The 15,827-nt window shown below is 33.8% G+C and carries 15 protein-coding genes and 1 tRNA gene; 15 read left to right on the top strand and 1 reads right to left on the bottom strand.

Features of this window, described 5'->3' with window-relative positions; genetic code table 11:
- From QNH69_RS09195 to QNH69_RS09130, 14 genes are all read left to right on the top strand, one after another.
- Complete coding sequence (locus QNH69_RS09195) at nucleotides 1-684, top strand: energy-coupling factor transporter transmembrane component T (RefSeq protein WP_282930201.1); 684 nt, start codon at nucleotides 1-3, stop codon at nucleotides 682-684.
- 104 nt (nucleotides 685-788) lie between these two features.
- A complete protein-coding gene (rpsF, locus tag QNH69_RS09190; protein ID WP_073997455.1) occupies nucleotides 789-1,073 on the top strand; it encodes a 30S ribosomal protein S6 in 285 nt (94 codons plus the stop codon).
- Nucleotides 1,074-1,076: 3 nt separating this feature from the next.
- Nucleotides 1,077-1,628 (top strand): single-stranded DNA-binding protein, encoded by a 552-nt coding sequence (locus tag QNH69_RS09185; protein WP_282930154.1) that lies wholly within the window; start codon nucleotides 1,077-1,079, stop codon nucleotides 1,626-1,628.
- A 21-nt stretch (nucleotides 1,629-1,649) separates the two neighbouring features.
- Complete coding sequence (gene rpsR, locus QNH69_RS09180) at nucleotides 1,650-1,880, top strand: 30S ribosomal protein S18 (RefSeq protein WP_044567459.1); 231 nt, start codon at nucleotides 1,650-1,652, stop codon at nucleotides 1,878-1,880.
- 161 nt (nucleotides 1,881-2,041) lie between these two features.
- Nucleotides 2,042-4,003 (top strand): sodium-translocating pyrophosphatase, encoded by a 1,962-nt coding sequence (locus tag QNH69_RS09175; protein WP_282930153.1) that lies wholly within the window; start codon nucleotides 2,042-2,044, stop codon nucleotides 4,001-4,003.
- A 116-nt stretch (nucleotides 4,004-4,119) separates the two neighbouring features.
- Nucleotides 4,120-4,210 (top strand) — tRNA-Leu (locus tag QNH69_RS09170).
- Nucleotides 4,211-4,283: 73 nt separating this feature from the next.
- Nucleotides 4,284-5,114 (top strand): 4-(cytidine 5'-diphospho)-2-C-methyl-D-erythritol kinase, encoded by an 831-nt coding sequence (gene ispE / locus QNH69_RS09165; RefSeq protein WP_282930152.1) that lies wholly within the window; start codon nucleotides 4,284-4,286, stop codon nucleotides 5,112-5,114.
- A complete protein-coding gene (gene murI / locus QNH69_RS09160; RefSeq protein ID WP_282930151.1) occupies nucleotides 5,111-5,848 on the top strand; it encodes a glutamate racemase in 738 nt (245 codons plus the stop codon). Before ispE ends, murI begins: the two co-directional genes overlap by 4 nt.
- Nucleotides 5,849-6,757 (top strand): exopolyphosphatase, encoded by a 909-nt coding sequence (locus QNH69_RS09155; protein WP_044567471.1) that lies wholly within the window; start codon nucleotides 5,849-5,851, stop codon nucleotides 6,755-6,757.
- Nucleotides 6,758-6,762: 5 nt separating this feature from the next.
- Nucleotides 6,763-8,961 carry an RNA degradosome polyphosphate kinase gene (locus QNH69_RS09150; RefSeq protein WP_282930150.1) on the top strand — a complete coding sequence of 733 codons (2,199 nt, stop codon included), beginning with the start codon at nucleotides 6,763-6,765 and terminating at the stop codon, nucleotides 8,959-8,961.
- 234 nt (nucleotides 8,962-9,195) lie between these two features.
- Nucleotides 9,196-10,197, top strand: a complete 1,002-nt coding sequence (locus tag QNH69_RS09145) for a M15 family metallopeptidase (RefSeq protein ID WP_282930149.1) — start codon at nucleotides 9,196-9,198, stop codon at nucleotides 10,195-10,197.
- A gap of 15 nt (nucleotides 10,198-10,212) precedes the next feature.
- Nucleotides 10,213-10,584 carry a RidA family protein gene (locus tag QNH69_RS09140; protein WP_044567477.1) on the top strand — a complete coding sequence of 124 codons (372 nt, stop codon included), beginning with the start codon at nucleotides 10,213-10,215 and terminating at the stop codon, nucleotides 10,582-10,584.
- Between the two features lie 99 nt (nucleotides 10,585-10,683).
- Nucleotides 10,684-11,136 (top strand): redoxin domain-containing protein, encoded by a 453-nt coding sequence (locus tag QNH69_RS09135; RefSeq protein WP_282930148.1) that lies wholly within the window; start codon nucleotides 10,684-10,686, stop codon nucleotides 11,134-11,136.
- A 114-nt stretch (nucleotides 11,137-11,250) separates the two neighbouring features.
- A complete protein-coding gene (locus QNH69_RS09130) occupies nucleotides 11,251-12,615 on the top strand; it encodes an aldehyde dehydrogenase family protein (protein ID WP_282930147.1) in 1,365 nt (454 codons plus the stop codon).
- A gap of 42 nt (nucleotides 12,616-12,657) precedes the next feature.
- On the opposite strand, the gene QNH69_RS09125 is transcribed toward QNH69_RS09130, so the two are convergent.
- On the bottom strand, nucleotides 12,658-13,878 hold the full coding sequence (locus QNH69_RS09125) for an FprA family A-type flavoprotein (RefSeq protein WP_282930146.1): 1,221 nt from the start codon (nucleotides 13,876-13,878) through the stop codon (nucleotides 12,658-12,660).
- 255 nt (nucleotides 13,879-14,133) lie between these two features.
- Between QNH69_RS09125 and QNH69_RS09120 the strand changes: the two genes are divergently transcribed.
- Nucleotides 14,134-15,813 (top strand): acyl-CoA dehydrogenase family protein, encoded by a 1,680-nt coding sequence (locus tag QNH69_RS09120; protein WP_282930145.1) that lies wholly within the window; start codon nucleotides 14,134-14,136, stop codon nucleotides 15,811-15,813.
- The last annotated feature ends 14 nt before the right edge of the window (nucleotides 15,814-15,827 follow it).

Below are 15,827 nucleotides of genomic sequence, written 5' to 3'. Positions count from 1 at the left end.
ATGAACCCCAGCTTTAAAACTATAAGTATCTTTCTTAGCTCATTAATAGTAGGATTTTTCACTTCTTATAGGCTCAATTTTTTTGTGACGGGAATAGGAATTATTTTTCTATTAACTTCTAAGAGAGTGAAGTTTAAAAGTATTTTACTTGCATTAGTACCTGTATTACTACTGTCTTTAAGTTTTTTTATGGCAGGATATAAATTTTCAGCCTCGGGTTTAACAGCATCGATAAATAATAATATACATGCAAACTTTGAGAATGGTCTAGTGCTAGGATCCAAAATTTTAGCTTATGCTCTTTTAGGAATATCATATTCCATGACGACTGACTCTAAAGAACTTATATATAGCTTCACTCAGCAATTAAATTTATCTAATAACTTGGCATATGGTATCCTATCAGCTATAAATATGATACCTAACTTAAAAAATGATTTGGAGAATATAAAGTTATCCTATGATATTCGAAGTATGAGTCATGGTTTTTTAAATATTAGACCTATATTCACACTTTTAGTTAGATCTGTTAGGTTTTCAGATAATATTGCCTCCTCAATGGAAGCAAAAGGATTTGGTGAGGATAGAACAAATTATAAAATAATGTATGTTAAAAAGACTGACTATATAGTGGCAGTAGCTCTTCCATTAATAATTTTAATCTTAGGAATAATAGGATTATGAGAAAAATTAACCTTGACAACCAATAGTAGCGATAGTAGAATATACCAGTAACACTCTACTCCGTAAGAAATTAACGGGGTCATAGACCATAGGGAGGTGAAAAAATGAATAAATACGAAGCAGTTATAATTTTTAAACCTGATATGACTGATCAAGGTAGAACTGACCTACTAGATAGATTTAAAACTATCATAGAAGAAAATGGTACAGTTACTAACGTTGATGACTGGGGAAAAAGAAGATTAGCTTACGAAATTAATGACATCAGAGATGGTTATTATTACATCGTAGAATTTGATTCTCTTCCAGACCATATCAGAGAATTTGAAAGAAGACTAAGACTTTCAGATTTTGTATTAAGATACATGGTTATCAGAAAAGAGGACTAATCAATGAATAGAGTTATACTTATTGGAAGACTTACTAGAGATCCAGAATTAAGATATACTCAAAATAACCAAGCAGTTGCTACATTTACCCTAGCAGTTGACAAAAGACTTAGCAGGGAAAAAAGACAAGAAGCAGAATCTCAAAATCGTCCAACAGCTGATTTTATCCGTATTACAGTATGGGGTCAGCAAGGTGAAAATGCATCAAGATACTTAAGAAAAGGAAGTCAATGCGCTGTTGAAGGTAGCATAAACACAGGTTCTTATCAAGATAAGGAAACTGGCAAAACTATCTATACCACAGAGGTATGGGCTAACAATGTTGAGTTTTTAGGTTCAAGATCTGATAATCAATCATCTGGCTACAATAATAGTAACTATGGTGATAACCAAGATTATGGTAACAATAATTACTCACAAACTGGCTACCAAAACAATAACAACTATAACAATAATAACTACAACAATCAAAACCAAGCTGGATTTGATAGTAGTGATGATTTCTTCGATGATGACTTCACAGAAATTGAGGATGATGGCAGGATTCCATTCTAGAAATAATTTGAAAGGAATACCATGGCTCAAAATAGAAGATTTAGACCAAGAAAAAAGGTTGATCCATTTGTAAAAGATCCATCAAAAGTGATTGATTACAAGGATACAGAAACTTTAAAAAGATTTATCTCAGATAGAGGAAAAATCTTACCAAGAAGAGTTACAGGTCTTAATGCAAAACATCAAAGAGAAGTAACACGTGCTATTAAACGTGCTAGACAAGTTGCATTATTACCATACGAAGAAAACTAATTAAAAAATAAAAAAACACATTCAATAAGCATAAAAGCGCTAAAATATATGCAATTGGCATTAATTTTAGCGTATTTTTATTTGATAATATAAATCTATATTGTAATATTGCATAAAGAATATTACAATATAACTAAATAATATTATATAAGGAGGGACTTATGTCTGTAGAGATTTTATCTCTTATCGTGGCTATTTTGGCTATTGTATTTATGCTTTTTACTATTAAGGCTAAAATAAACCCACTTTCTGCTGGAAATGACCGCATGGTTCAAATTTCTGGTTATATTAGAAATGGCGCAATGACCTTTCTAAGCAGAGAATACAAATTCATTGCAATCTTTGTAGCTGTAGTAGCAGTACTTTTATTGATATTCTTTAATGTAAAGATTATGATTTGCTATCTAATAGGATCTACATTATCAATGCTTGCAGGTTTTATTGGTATGAGAGTATCAACTGCATCAAATGTTAGATGTGCTAATGAGGCTTATGAAAAAGGTCAAGATGGAGCATTAAAAGTAGCATTTTCTGGTGGATCTGTAATGGGCATGGCAGTTACTGGTCTTGGCTTTATCGGTATCATCATTACTTATATGCTTTACAAAGATCCAACAATCTTAATGGGTTACTCACTAGGAGCTTCATCTGTTGCTCTATTTGCAAGAGTTGGTGGTGGTATCTATACCAAAGCAGCTGACCTTGGTGCTGACCTTGTTGGTAAGGTAGAAGCAGGAATCCCAGAAGATGACCCAAGAAACCCTGCAGTAATTGCAGATAACGTTGGTGATAACGTAGGTGACGTTGCTGGTATGGGCGCTGACTTGTTTGAATCATATGTTGGTGCTATCATTTCATCAATGACTCTAGGTATTGTGTATTTTGCAGAAGCAGGCCTTGGATTTACTCTATTTTTAGCTGCTCTAGGAATAGCTGCATCAATTGTGGCAAGCCTTGTGTTTTTATCAAAATCACATCCAAATCCACAAAAATCATTAATGAATACTCTTTACATCTCAGGGGCTATAGTATTAGTTGGATCACTTATCTTATCAAATAAATACTTTGGAGATTTTAACGCTGCATTTGCTGTAATCACAGGCCTTGTTGCTGGTATAGCAATTGGACTTTTGACAGAAATTTATACTTCTGACCATTACAGACACGTTAAATACATCTCAAAAGAATCATCAACAGGTGTTGCAACAAACATCATAGCTGGTCTTTCTACAGGAATGCTTTCAACAGTATTTCCAATAATAGTTATAGCAATTGCTATCATGGTTTCATTTAAACTAATGGGCGTATATGGTATAGCTCTTGCAGCTGTGGGAATGCTTTCAATAACAGGTATTACAGTAACTGTAGATGCTTACGGACCAATCACTGACAATGCTGGTGGTATTGCAGAAATGAGCTACCTACCAGAAAACGTACGTGACATCACAGACGGACTTGATTCAATTGGTAACACAACAGCTGCTATTGGTAAAGGATTTGCTATAGGTTCAGCTGCTTTAACAGCACTTTCACTATTTATCACTTATGCAGAATCAATCAACCTTGATGCTATCTCTATCCTAGATAGTAGAGTAGTAGCAGGTATGTTTATAGGAGCTATGCTACCATTCCTATTTTCAGCTCTAACAATGAACTCAGTAGGAAAAGCAGCTAGCCAAATGATTGAAGAAGTAAGAAGACAATTTAAAGAAGATGATCAAATACTAGCTGGTAACAAAGAACCAGATTATGAAAATTGTATCCAAATTTCTACAACAGCATCACTAAGAGAAATGGTAATACCAGGCATATTAGCAATCCTAGTACCAATTGCTGTAGGCTTCATCCTTGGACCACAAGCCCTAGGTGGACTATTAGCAGGTGCTCTTGTAACTGGTGTAATGATGGCAATATTTATGTCAAACGCTGGTGGAGCTTGGGATAACGCTAAGAAATACATCGAAAGTGGTGTAGAAGGTGGCAAGGGATCTGATGCTCACAAGGCAGCAGTAGTTGGAGATACAGTAGGAGATCCATTTAAGGATACATCTGGACCATCTCTAAACATCCTAATAAAACTAATGACAATAGTATCTGTAGTATTTGCAGGTCTATTCATCTAATAGAAGATAATACCAAGATTTATGAGGAAAACTCGATATTATGGGTTTTTCTCGATAAATCTTGGTTTTTTTCTTGACAAAAATTAATTTTACTAGTATATTTAATTAGTATTTACGCAGGATTGGCGGAATTGGCAGACGCGCAAGACTAAGGATCTTGTGGCCGCTTTTTAGGTCGTGGAAGTTCAAGTCTTCTATCCTGCACCAAATATTTAGTGGGTTTCCCACTTTTTTTTTGCCAATTTTTAACATATTTGTATAATTTATATTGAGGTTGAAAATGAAAAGAAAATGTTATGCAAAAATTAATCTTTCTTTAGATTCTTTATATCAAAGGCCTGATGGATATCATGAGATTGATACTATCATGGCTCGTATAAATTTATTTGACGAATTAATTATTAATAAAAATGATAATGGACAATTTTTATATTCTTCAAACAACGATAATATAGGGGACCTTGAGGACAATCTAATTTATAAGGTTTGGCAAATGCTAAAGGATAGGACAGATAATCCTGGACTTGATGTTAAACTTATTAAAAATATTCCGATAGCTGCTGGCCTTGCTGGTGGATCTACTGATGCAGCAGAGATGATCAAGGGTCTAAATGAGCTCTGGGATCTATCTCTAAGTAGCCAAGAAATGATGGATATTGGGGCAAGACTTGGAGCTGATATTCCATTTTTCTTTACAGATACTCCTGCTAGAGCTAGGGGGATTGGCGAGATTATCTCTCCATTTGAAAATAACTTAGATATGAAAATCTTGCTTATCAACGATGGCACACATATTTCATCTGCAGAAGTTTATAAAAATCTTAAGGGCGATGGCCATATTGATAATGATTTGATAGTTAAAAAGCTAGAAGATGGAGATCATTCTGCTATTTTTTACTTTGAAAATGTCATGGAAGATGTTGTTACAGACCTTTATCCACACTTACTTGATATAAAGGGTGATTTTTTAGATAATGGTGCTGAAGTGACACTTATTAGCGGTAGTGGTGCATCTATTTTTGGGATTTTTGTAGATGATGAGACCTATAATCTCGCTTATGAGAATTTAAAAGATAAGTATGATTTTGTAAAAAAGGTGGAACTTATATGACAAATATTGGGGTATTTGACTCGGGCCTTGGTGGCCTAACCGTTTTACAAAAGTTAATAAAGACAAACAAGGCCAACTATTATTACTTTGGTGATAGCCTAAGAGCACCTTATGGTAACAGGGATAAGGCTGAGATAATTAAGTTTGCTGAAGAAATTGTAGATTTTTTACAAGGATTTGATATAGATTATTATATCATCGCTTGTAATACTATATCGGCTTTGGCTAGTAAACATCTTAGCGATAAGTACAAGAAGAAATTTTATCCCATTACAGATGCTGGCATAGAAGCTACAAAGCTTTATGATGGAGATTTTTTGGTTCTTGGAACAAAGGCTACTATAAACAGTCATTTTTATAAGAATAATATCCAAAATAATAGCAAGGTCTATGAAGTTGCAGGAATAAAACTTGTAGATTACATAGAAGATGGCAAGACATCTGGTGATGAATTGGATAAGTCCTTGGGGGAATACTTAGAAATTGCCAATAAGGGAAAAATCGAAAATATCATCTTAGCCTGCACCCATTATCCTATAATTACAGATGCTATAAAGAAAAACCTTACATATAAGGCTAATATCATTGATCCGGCTGATTATCTCAAGTTAGATTTGCCGGAAAATGAAGATTCGTCAGTGAATATTTTTATGAGTAAGGTTGATCCTAGTACAGAAAAGATTATAAAAAATTTGATTGATTGCGATTATAATTTAGTAGAAAAGGAGTTGTAAATGATATATGCAGTCATAGATATTGGTTCAAACACTGTTAGACTTTCAGTCTATAAGGTGGTTGGCCAAAAAGTAAGCAATTTATTTAATGAGAAAGAGCAAGCTTCACTAAGATCATTTGTTAAGGATGGAGTTGTTTCGGAAAAGGGCATCCAAAGATTAATAGATGTTCTTAGAATGTTTAAAAATGTAGTAGATAATTTTGAAGATATTGATGAAGTTCACCCATTTGCAACGGCTACTATAAGAGATGCAGCTAATAGGGTTGAAATTTTATCCAGAGTGAAAGAAGAGCTCGACCTAGATATTGAAATATTAAGTGGTGAAGATGAAGCGAAACTTGCTTTCATAGGAGCAAGTTCATCTATTGAAGTATCTCGCGGTATACTTACTGATATTGGTGGTGGATCTAGTGAGATTGTAATTATAGATCAAAATAAGGTTATAAAATCTACTTCTCTTTCTATTGGTTCCTTGTCAGCTTTCAATGATTATGTAGACCAACTATTTATGACTACAGCTGAGAAAAAAAGCATAGATGCAGATATGAAAAAGATGTTTGAAGATAAGAAGTTTTATAGGGAAAAACACGATCTTCTGTGTGCGGTTGGTGGATCTGCCCGTGCAAGCCTTAAGTTTTACAATGAATACTATAAGCTAGATTCTTATAACACAACCATGCAAAAAGATAAGTTCAATTCTATGCTAAAAGAAGTAATTGAAGAAGAACCTAGAGAGATACTTGATTCAATTCTAGAAGTTAAACCAGACCGAATACACACACTATTGCCTGGAATGGCTATTTTAAATCGTGTAGCAAAATATTTTTATTGCAGTGAGATCTCAGTTAGTCAAACTGGAGTAAGAGAAGGGTATGTATATAGTAAACTACTAGGAAGGAATGAATAAGTAATATGACTGATATATCTTTTACGCAAAACCGAGAGCTTTCTTGGCTGCAATTTGATCAAAGAGTACTTGAAGAAGCTAATGACAAAAGTGTTCCCTTGCTTGAAAGGCTAAGATTTTTCTCCATATTTGACACCAACCTTGAAGAGTTTTTTATGGTTAGGGTTGGTAGTCTTACTGACTTTAAAAATCTAAAGAAAAAACCTGTCGACAACAAATCAGGTATGACCAGTGATGAGCAAATTGATGCAATACTTAAAGAATGTATCGATTTGTATCGTAAAAAAGACCAAGTTTACAACCAATTAGTTGATGACCTCAAGGTAAATGGCATCAACTTATTAAAAGTTTCAGAGTTAAGTGAAAAAGATAAAAAATATGTAGAGTATTACTTTAATACAAAAATTGAACCAATATTAAACTTTCAAATAGTTGATAGAGTTCACCCATTTCCAAGATTGCCAAATTTGGCCTTATCTGTCCTATTTTCTCTAAGAAAACACAACGACAAAGTAAGCGACAGAGTTGGCCTAATCCAAGTTCCTGATAGAATAAAAAGATATCTTAAAATCAATGATACTACTTTCGTATTCATAGAAGACATTATCAAAGAATATGGCTACCAAGTTTTTGAGGGTTACAAGGTAGAAAATAAATATATTATTTCCCTAACTAGAAATACTGATATTTCCTATGATGACGATGACTTTGATATAGATCAAGACTTTAGATCCTATATGAAGACTCAACTTAAGAAAAGAAAAAGACTACATCCGGTTCGCCTTGAAGTTGACCAAGACCTTAGCGAAGAATCTATAGAATTTTTAAAGGCACAATTTGATCTGGATAAAAAGAATATTTTCTTGACTAAGTCTTTGATGCAACCAGGATTTCTGTTTGGACTTGTCGAGGACTTGCCAGAAAATATAATAAACAACCATACCTATGATAAATATTCTCCATTAGATTCTGCTATGGTTGATCCGAATGAAAAAATGATTGACCAGATTGAGAAGAAAGACATAATACTATCTTTCCCATATGAATCTATGGATCCTGTCATAAGATTGTTAGAGGAAGCTGCAGAAGATGATAGTGTAGTTTCTATTAAAATCACCCTATATAGGATAGCAGAAGATAGTAAGATTGCCAAAGCTTTGATAAAGGCAAGTGAAAATGGCAAGGATGTCACTGTTTTGATGGAACTTAGGGCAAGATTTGATGAAGATAACAACCTATTTTGGTCAACAAAACTAGAAGATGCGGGCTGTAAGATATTATTTGGTTTTGATAACTACAAGACTCATTCAAAAGTTTGCCTGATAACTAAGGTTGATGATAATGAAAATGTAGAATACATCACCCAAGTAGCAACAGGCAATTACAATGAGAAGACTGCAAAGCTTTATACAGATTTTTCATTTATGACAGCAAGTGGTCCAATAGGCCAAGATGCTAAGGAATTATTTGATAATATTCAACTTGGAAATTTGGAAGGAGAATATGACAATCTCCTTGTTAGTCCAAAATCAATGCAAGAAGGTCTAGCTAGACTAATAGACGAGCAAATAGAAAGACAAAAGCAAAGCCACGATGGATATATAAGGATAAAGGTAAACTCTGTATCTGACAGAAAATTAATTGACAAATTATCCGAAGCGTCAAATGCTGGTGTACACATTGACATGCTTGTCAGGGGTATTTGTTGCATTTTGCCAAATATTCCAAATAGGACTGAGAATGTAAATATTTACCAGATAGTTGGAAGATTCTTGGAACACTCTAGGGTATATCAATTTGGTCGCGATTTGGACGCTAAGTTGTATATATCATCAGCTGACTTTATGACTAGAAATATCAGAAATAGGATGGAAGTTGCTGTACCTATATATGATGACGAGGTCAAGAAGAGAATTATGGATTACCTCGACCTTATGTTTTCTGATGATGTAAAGATTAGAAAATTGTTGGCAAACAGTCAGTACACAAAGGTTCAAAATGTAAACAATATAGATGCCCAAGATACATTGATAGAAAGAGCCAAGAAAAGAAATATTGACATAGAAGAAGAAAGAAATGCACAAAAAGTTGCAAGAAGAAATAGGCTAAAAAGAAATAGAGAGCCCATGAGTGAAGATAGGAAGAAATTGGTTTCTGAGAAAAGTTACTTGCAAAGAATCCTAGATATATTTAGAAGAAAATAAAAAAAATTAATAATTTTTCGAAAATTCGACCTAATTGGTCGTTTTTTTGTGAAAAATGTCTGATTTTAGCCAAATAACCCCTATGCATAATTACAAAGTCGTGTTATAATAATATTAACCAAGTATGTAAAGCAAACTATTTTAGAATTGGAATATATTTTATAAGTTTGTTAATATACTATCCCTTAGACTTACTGATATAAAACGATTGAAATAAATGAATAGGATTTTTATATGTCTAATAAAGGTATCAGAGAAAAAAAGAGAATTAAACAAAGAGAAAGAAAAGCAAGAACAAAGAAGATTTTAACAAGAACTACAGTAGCAGCCCTAGCACTTACAGGGATTCTACATTTTGGATTTAACAAGGAAGATGATTTCACAATAGCTAGACCTACCGAATATAGGCAAGCATCTGGCGAAATAAATAATTTATTGGAAGAAGTTAAAGAAGAAAATAATGGTGATATCCATGTAGCTACACAAATTGGTTTTGCCGATACAGATATTGAAGAAAAATTACAAGTATCCGATGACGGCTACCAAGATAATCTACAGGAGTATTTATATTGTGTAAAAACTCAGTATGCCTACCAATATCCAAATGATTTTTCCAAAACTGAAAAGTTCATCAAAGAGGGTTCCTATGTGCCTAGTTATGGCACAGAGAATGGTTTCACCAAAGTTAAAATCGATGATGCCTATTATTATGTCAATAAATACGGCCTATCAAAACTTACAAGTGACAATCAGATTAAAGTTATAAATGGTCTAACTTATGTTAGTGATGATTATAAATTGCCTAGAGATTTTGATCCTGGTGTAGATAAGACTGCCAAACGTGCATTTGAAACTCTAAGACAAGACATGCAAAGAGAAGGCATGGACTTAAAAATTGCTTCTGATTATAGGGGTTATGACTTAGAAGAAAAAATGTATGCTGCAGGAGAGATTGATAGCTCTGCTGCTGGCACAAATGAACACCAATTAGGATCAGCCTTTGACTTTTTTACAGAAGGTAACAAATATAATGAGAAGTTTGAAAAAACTTCTGAATACCAGTGGCTTATAGAAAATGCCTACAAATATGGATTTATAGAAAGATATCCAAAGGGCAAAGAGGATAAAACAAATCACAAAGCTGAGCCTTGGCACTTTAGATTCGTTGGCGTTGAAAATGCCAAAGAGATTTATGAGAATAACTTGACATTGGAAGACTATTTAAAAATCAATTAAAGAGGAGAATTAATAATGAAAGCATATAATACAGACAAAGCACCAGCAGCAGTAGGTCCATACGTACAAGCTATAGGTACAGAAAACCTAGTATTCACATCTGGACAACTTTCTATCAATCCAGAAAATGGTGAACTAGTAACAGAAATCAAAGCTGCTGCAAGACAATCTCTTGAAAATGTAAAAGCAATTCTTGAAGAAGCAGGTACAAGCATGGACAAGGTTATCAAATGTACAGTTTTCCTAGCTGACATCAATGACTTTGCTGCAGTAAACGAAGTTTACAAAGAATACTTCTCTGACCACAAACCAGCAAGATCTGCTATCCAAGTAGGAGCACTTCCACTAGGTGGAGTTATAGAAATAGAAGCTATAGCTACATTATAATAAGCATTTCAATAATTTTGGCCAAGTTTAGCTTGGCCTTTTTCAATGTAAAAATTTGTGGGTATAAATATATAAGAAGCAAATAAAGGAGAGAATATAATGACAATAAAAGTTTCAGAAATGGCACCAGAATTTACATTAAAAGATCAAGAAAAAAATGATATTAAGTTATCAGATTTAAAGGGCAAGAAAGTTATCTTATCCTGGCACCCTCTAGCTTTCACTTCTGTATGTACAGATCAAATGAGAAGCTTAGAGAGAAATTATGATAGGATTCAAGAAAAAGGCGATACTGTTGTAATCGGACTTTCTATAGACCCATATCCAGCTAAACAAAAATGGGCTGATATTTTATGCATTGACAACGTAAAAATTGTATCCGACTTCTTCCCATATGCAGAAGTAACCAAAGCCTATGGACTATTTAATGAAGAAAATGGTGCGAGCAAACGTGCCAATGTCATAATAGATGAAGAAGGAAAAGTTAAGTGGGTAAAAGTTTACGAAGCTAGCGAACTCCCAGATGTTGAAGAACTTATAGAAAACTTATAATATTGGCCTCAAAATCTTTCTAATAGATTTTGAGGTTTTTTAAATAAAATAAAATTGTAGCCTGGCTTGGGTATTAATATCCTAAGGACTTATTTATGAGACGAGGAGATAATAATGAATTTAGCAAATATAGTTAATTTACAAAGAGAATATTTTTACTCTGGTCAGACTAAAACATATGATTTTAGGATTTATAATCTAAAAAAATTGCGCGCTATAATAGAAATGTTTGAAGATAATATTTTGATGGCCCTTGCAAAAGATTTGGGCAAGTCAAACTTTGAATCATACACAACAGAAATACTCATGCTCTATGAAGAAATAGATATGGCCATAGAAAATCTAGAAGAGTGGATGAATCCTATAATTGAGAAGACTCCAATCACATCTATGCCTGCCAAATCATACACCCTATATGAGCCAATGGGAATAACACTAATCATATCCCCTTGGAATTATCCTTTCCAACTTGCTATGGATCCACTAATTGGGGCTATTGGAGCTGGTAATACTGTAATACTTAAGACAAGCAGGAAATCAAAAGAAACTTCAAAATTAATAAGGTCAATACTAAATAAGAATTTTGACCCTGAATTTATTTATGTAGTGGATAATGACCAAGTAATCCATGATGAGCTTTTATCCTACAATTACGACCACATTTTCTACACGGGTGGAAGCGCTGTTGGAAAGACTATCATGGAAAAGGCCAGCAAGAATCTTTCAAAAGTAACTTTAGAACTTGGAGGCAAGTCTCCTACTATTGTAGAAAGAGATGCTGATATAAGTCTTGCTGCAAGATCTATAGCCTGGGGCAACACTGTAAATGCAGGACAAACTTGTGTATCGCCAGATTATATACTTGTTCATGGATCTATAAAAGAGAAGTTTATAGAAGAGTTGGAGAAAGCTTTATTTGAGTTTTATGGTCTAGATCCACTTTTATCAAGTGACTATCCAAGGATTATAAATGATGATCACTTGTATAAATTGGTGGGACTTCTTGATGGCCAAGATATTATATATGGTGGTAGGTATAATTCAAAGACACTAAAACTAGAACCTACTATAGTAGATAATGTTGATTTTGATAATAAACTTATGGAAGAAGAAATATTTGGACCGATTTTCCCTATAATTACCTACACAAATCTAAATGAAATATTGTATAAAGTTAAGACTTTAGAAAAACCATTAGCCCTTTATCTATTTACCAATGATGAGCGCATCAAAGAAAAGGTAATGTACAATATGGAATTTGGCAATGGCATGGTAAATGGTACTTTGATGATGGTATCAAATCCAAACTTATCCTTTGGTGGGGTAGGCTATAGTGGCCAAGGAGGCTACCACGGATACTATGGTTTCCAAAACTTCTCAAATAGGAAATCAATAATGCTATCAAATGGACACTTGGATATGAAAATGAAATATCCTCCATATGATAATGGAAAATTGAATCTAATTAAAAAATTGTAAAGTAAAAGGGACTCCTACATTTTGTAACAGTCCCTTAAATTTTTAGTATTCGTTATTGTCCAAGTCTTCTTTTATTGCTTTTGCTAAAGCCTTTAATTGTTCAACTTGTTCGTCTTTTACACTAGAGTTTACTAGCACATCTTCACCTATATATTCGTGTTTACCTTTTTCTAGAATTTCTTTGGAAACTTTAAGGCTTGTACCACCCCAAGACCAGTTGTTTAAGAATGAGATGTGTCTGTTTTGGTAGCCTGTACCAACTAATTCTGTTAAGAAAGCTTCCATCTTGTAGTATAGGCCTGAGTTGTAGTTGATTGGAGCAAATACAGCATTAGAAAATCTGTGGCAAGCTGCAATCATATATGAAGGGTCTGTATTTGATACGTCATAAATTTCTATGTCTTCATTTACCCCAAGGTCAGCAAGTTCAGCTGCAAGGATATCAGCAGCTTCTTCAGTATCTCCATACATTGAAGCATAGCATATTACTACACCCTTTTCTTCTGGGGTATATGTTGCCCATTTAGTATATTTATCAAGGATAAAGTCGATTGATTCTTTATCATCATATACTGGACCGTGTAGTGGTAGGATAGCATTTATTTCTAGACCCTCTACTTTTTTGAATAGGGCTTGAACTTGTTTACCAAATTTACCTACAATATTAATGTAGTATCTACGAGCTTGTTCTAACCAATCTCCTCTATGAATTATATTCTTAGCTTTTAGATGTCCTTCGATTGCATTGAATGATCCAAAAGCATCAGCTGAGAATAGGTAGCCATTGTTTGTTTCGTATGACATCATAACTTCTGGCCAGTGAACCATTGGAGCAAATACAAATTTAAGATTATGTTTTCCAAGATTTAGTTCATCACCATCTTTTACTTCGTAATATCTATCCTTGAAATCGTCATTATAGAATTGTTCGTAAAATTTAAAAGTTTTTGCATTACCAACAAATTTTGCATTTGGGTATTTTTGTAATACAAAGTCAATGTTTCTGCAGTGGTCTGGCTCCATATGGTGGATTACAACATAATCTAGATCTTCGCCATCAAGAGCTTTCTCTATATTTTGAAGATACTGTCTAGTAAAAGCAGATTCAACACTGTCAAGTAGTACATTTTTTTCATCTTTTATAATAAATGAGCTGTATGCCACACCATTTTCTAATGGGAACATATTCTCAAATCTGGTAATACGTCTATCGTTTACCCCTACATAATATATATTTTCCAAAACTTCTCTAATGTTTTGCATAATACCTCCTAGTTTATAAACTTATAAATACTATACACTATTAAAGTGATATTTAAACAAGATTTTTCCCCTTTTAAGCTTGGAATTTACCAAAATATTGGAAATTACTATATCAATCTAATAAAGCAATATATTTTTAACTTTATTTGCAAATATATAGCTAAGGGCTAAAGGGATAAGTGGGTATAATAAATAAGAAGCAAACAATTTCATTTATTTGTTGTGCGTATTTTTAATTATAAGGAGAGTATAATTATGGCTTTTAATTTACCAAAAGATTTAGAAGAATTTAGGGCATATGTCAGAGACTTTGCCGAGAAAAAAATAAAACCAATTGCATTTCAATTAGACCAACAAAAAGAGTTTCCAAGAGAAATTGTTAAAGAAATGGGACAAATGGGATTATTAGGAATTCCTTTTCCAGAAGAATATGGTGGAGCAGGACTTACAAACAAACATTATGCTATCGCTGTAGAAGAACTTTCTAGAGTAGACGGTGGTGTTGGTGTTATTTGTTCAGCACATACTTCACTAGGTACATGGGGACTTAATGAATTTGGTACAGAAGAACAAAAACAAAAATACTTAAGACCACTTTGTGATGGTACACAAATTGGTGGATTTGGTCTTACAGAAGATAATGCTGGTTCAGACTCTGCAGGAACTGAAACAACAGCAGTAGATAAGGGAGATTACTATTTATTAAATGGTAAGAAGATTTATATTACCAATGCTCCAGAAGCACAAACATATCTAGTAACAGCAGTTACAGAACCTGGTAAGGGTAACCACGGTATATCAATGTTTATCGTTGATAAGGACTTCGAAGGTTTCACATTCTCAGAACCATACGACAAACTTGGTATCAGATCATCAGTTACAGCAGAACTTCACTTTAAAGATGTAAAAGTTCCAAAAGAAAACCTACTTGGCGAACTTGGTAAAGGTTTCAAGTACGCAATGATGATTCTTGATGGTGGTAGAATCGGTATAGCATCTCAAGCTCTAGGTATAGCACAAGGTGCTTATGAATCAGCTCGTGAATATCAACTTCAAAGAGAACAATTTGGTAAAGCTATAGCTTACTTCCAAGCTAACCAATTCAAGCTTGCTGACATGGCTACACAACTAAAGGCAGCTAGACTTCTAGTTTATGATGCAGCAGACAAAAAAGATAATCATGTTAAAGGTTATGGTAAAGATGCTGCTATGGCAAAACTATACGCATCTGATCTTGCAAACAAACTAACAAGTGAAGCCCTACAAATGTACGGTGGATCTGGTTTCATCAAGGGTGTAGATGTAGAACGTCACTACAGAGACTCTAAGATTACTCAAATCTACGAAGGTACAAATGAAATCATGAGAGTGGTTATCGCTGGATACCTACTTCCAAAACCAAACAAAGCAAAAACTGATAAACCAAAACAAAAGAAATCAGTAGTTGGAGATAGAAAAAAACAAATCTTCAAAGGCGATGTAAAAGAATCAGTTAAGAAATTTGTAGAAGCTCTAAAAGCTGATGGATATACATTTGATAATCATAGACCAGAAGCTGACACAGAATTTGAAGAATCTGACAGACTAGTAGTTGCTGGTATGGGTATTGGTGAAGAACAAAACCTAAATCTAGTAAAAGATTTGGCAAAAGCAGCTGATGCTTCAGTAGGAGCAAGCCGTCCAGTATCTGAAGTTAAACACTACTTGCCACTTGATAGATATGTTGGACTTTCTGGTCAAAAATGGGCAGGAGACCTATATATCGGAGTTGGCGTAAGCGGAGCTGTTCAACACTTACTAGGAATCAAAGATGTTAAGACAATCTGTGTTATCAACAACGATGAAGCAGCACCATTCTTCGAAAACTGTGACTACGGTATAGTAGGCGACTTCCACGAAGTGCTACCACTATTAATCGAAGAAATAAATGGCTAATCACAAATAATTGA

This window comes from Anaerococcus sp. Marseille-Q7828, assembly GCF_949769285.1.
Classification (GTDB): Bacteria; Bacillota; Clostridia; order Tissierellales; family Peptoniphilaceae; genus Anaerococcus.
This window is presented reverse-complemented; position numbering and strand designations above follow the sequence as displayed.

Coding starts and splice junctions, on each gene's coding strand:
- QNH69_RS09130 (WP_282930147.1), top strand. CDS start 11,251: ATGAATTTAGCAAATATAGTTAATTTACAAAGAGAATATTTTTACTCT.
- QNH69_RS09155 (WP_044567471.1), top strand. CDS start 5,849: ATGATATATGCAGTCATAGATATTGGTTCAAACACTGTTAGACTTTCA.
- ispE (WP_282930152.1), top strand. CDS start 4,284: ATGAAAAGAAAATGTTATGCAAAAATTAATCTTTCTTTAGATTCTTTA.
- QNH69_RS09125 (WP_282930146.1), bottom strand. CDS start 13,878: ATGCAAAACATTAGAGAAGTTTTGGAAAATATATATTATGTAGGGGTA.
- QNH69_RS09150 (WP_282930150.1), top strand. CDS start 6,763: ATGACTGATATATCTTTTACGCAAAACCGAGAGCTTTCTTGGCTGCAA.
- QNH69_RS09185 (WP_282930154.1), top strand. CDS start 1,077: ATGAATAGAGTTATACTTATTGGAAGACTTACTAGAGATCCAGAATTA.
- QNH69_RS09175 (WP_282930153.1), top strand. CDS start 2,042: ATGTCTGTAGAGATTTTATCTCTTATCGTGGCTATTTTGGCTATTGTA.
- murI (WP_282930151.1), top strand. CDS start 5,111: ATGACAAATATTGGGGTATTTGACTCGGGCCTTGGTGGCCTAACCGTT.
- QNH69_RS09195 (WP_282930201.1), top strand. CDS start 1: ATGAACCCCAGCTTTAAAACTATAAGTATCTTTCTTAGCTCATTAATA.
- QNH69_RS09145 (WP_282930149.1), top strand. CDS start 9,196: ATGTCTAATAAAGGTATCAGAGAAAAAAAGAGAATTAAACAAAGAGAA.
- QNH69_RS09135 (WP_282930148.1), top strand. CDS start 10,684: ATGACAATAAAAGTTTCAGAAATGGCACCAGAATTTACATTAAAAGAT.
- rpsR (WP_044567459.1), top strand. CDS start 1,650: ATGGCTCAAAATAGAAGATTTAGACCAAGAAAAAAGGTTGATCCATTT.
- QNH69_RS09120 (WP_282930145.1), top strand. CDS start 14,134: ATGGCTTTTAATTTACCAAAAGATTTAGAAGAATTTAGGGCATATGTC.
- rpsF (WP_073997455.1), top strand. CDS start 789: ATGAATAAATACGAAGCAGTTATAATTTTTAAACCTGATATGACTGAT.
- QNH69_RS09140 (WP_044567477.1), top strand. CDS start 10,213: ATGAAAGCATATAATACAGACAAAGCACCAGCAGCAGTAGGTCCATAC.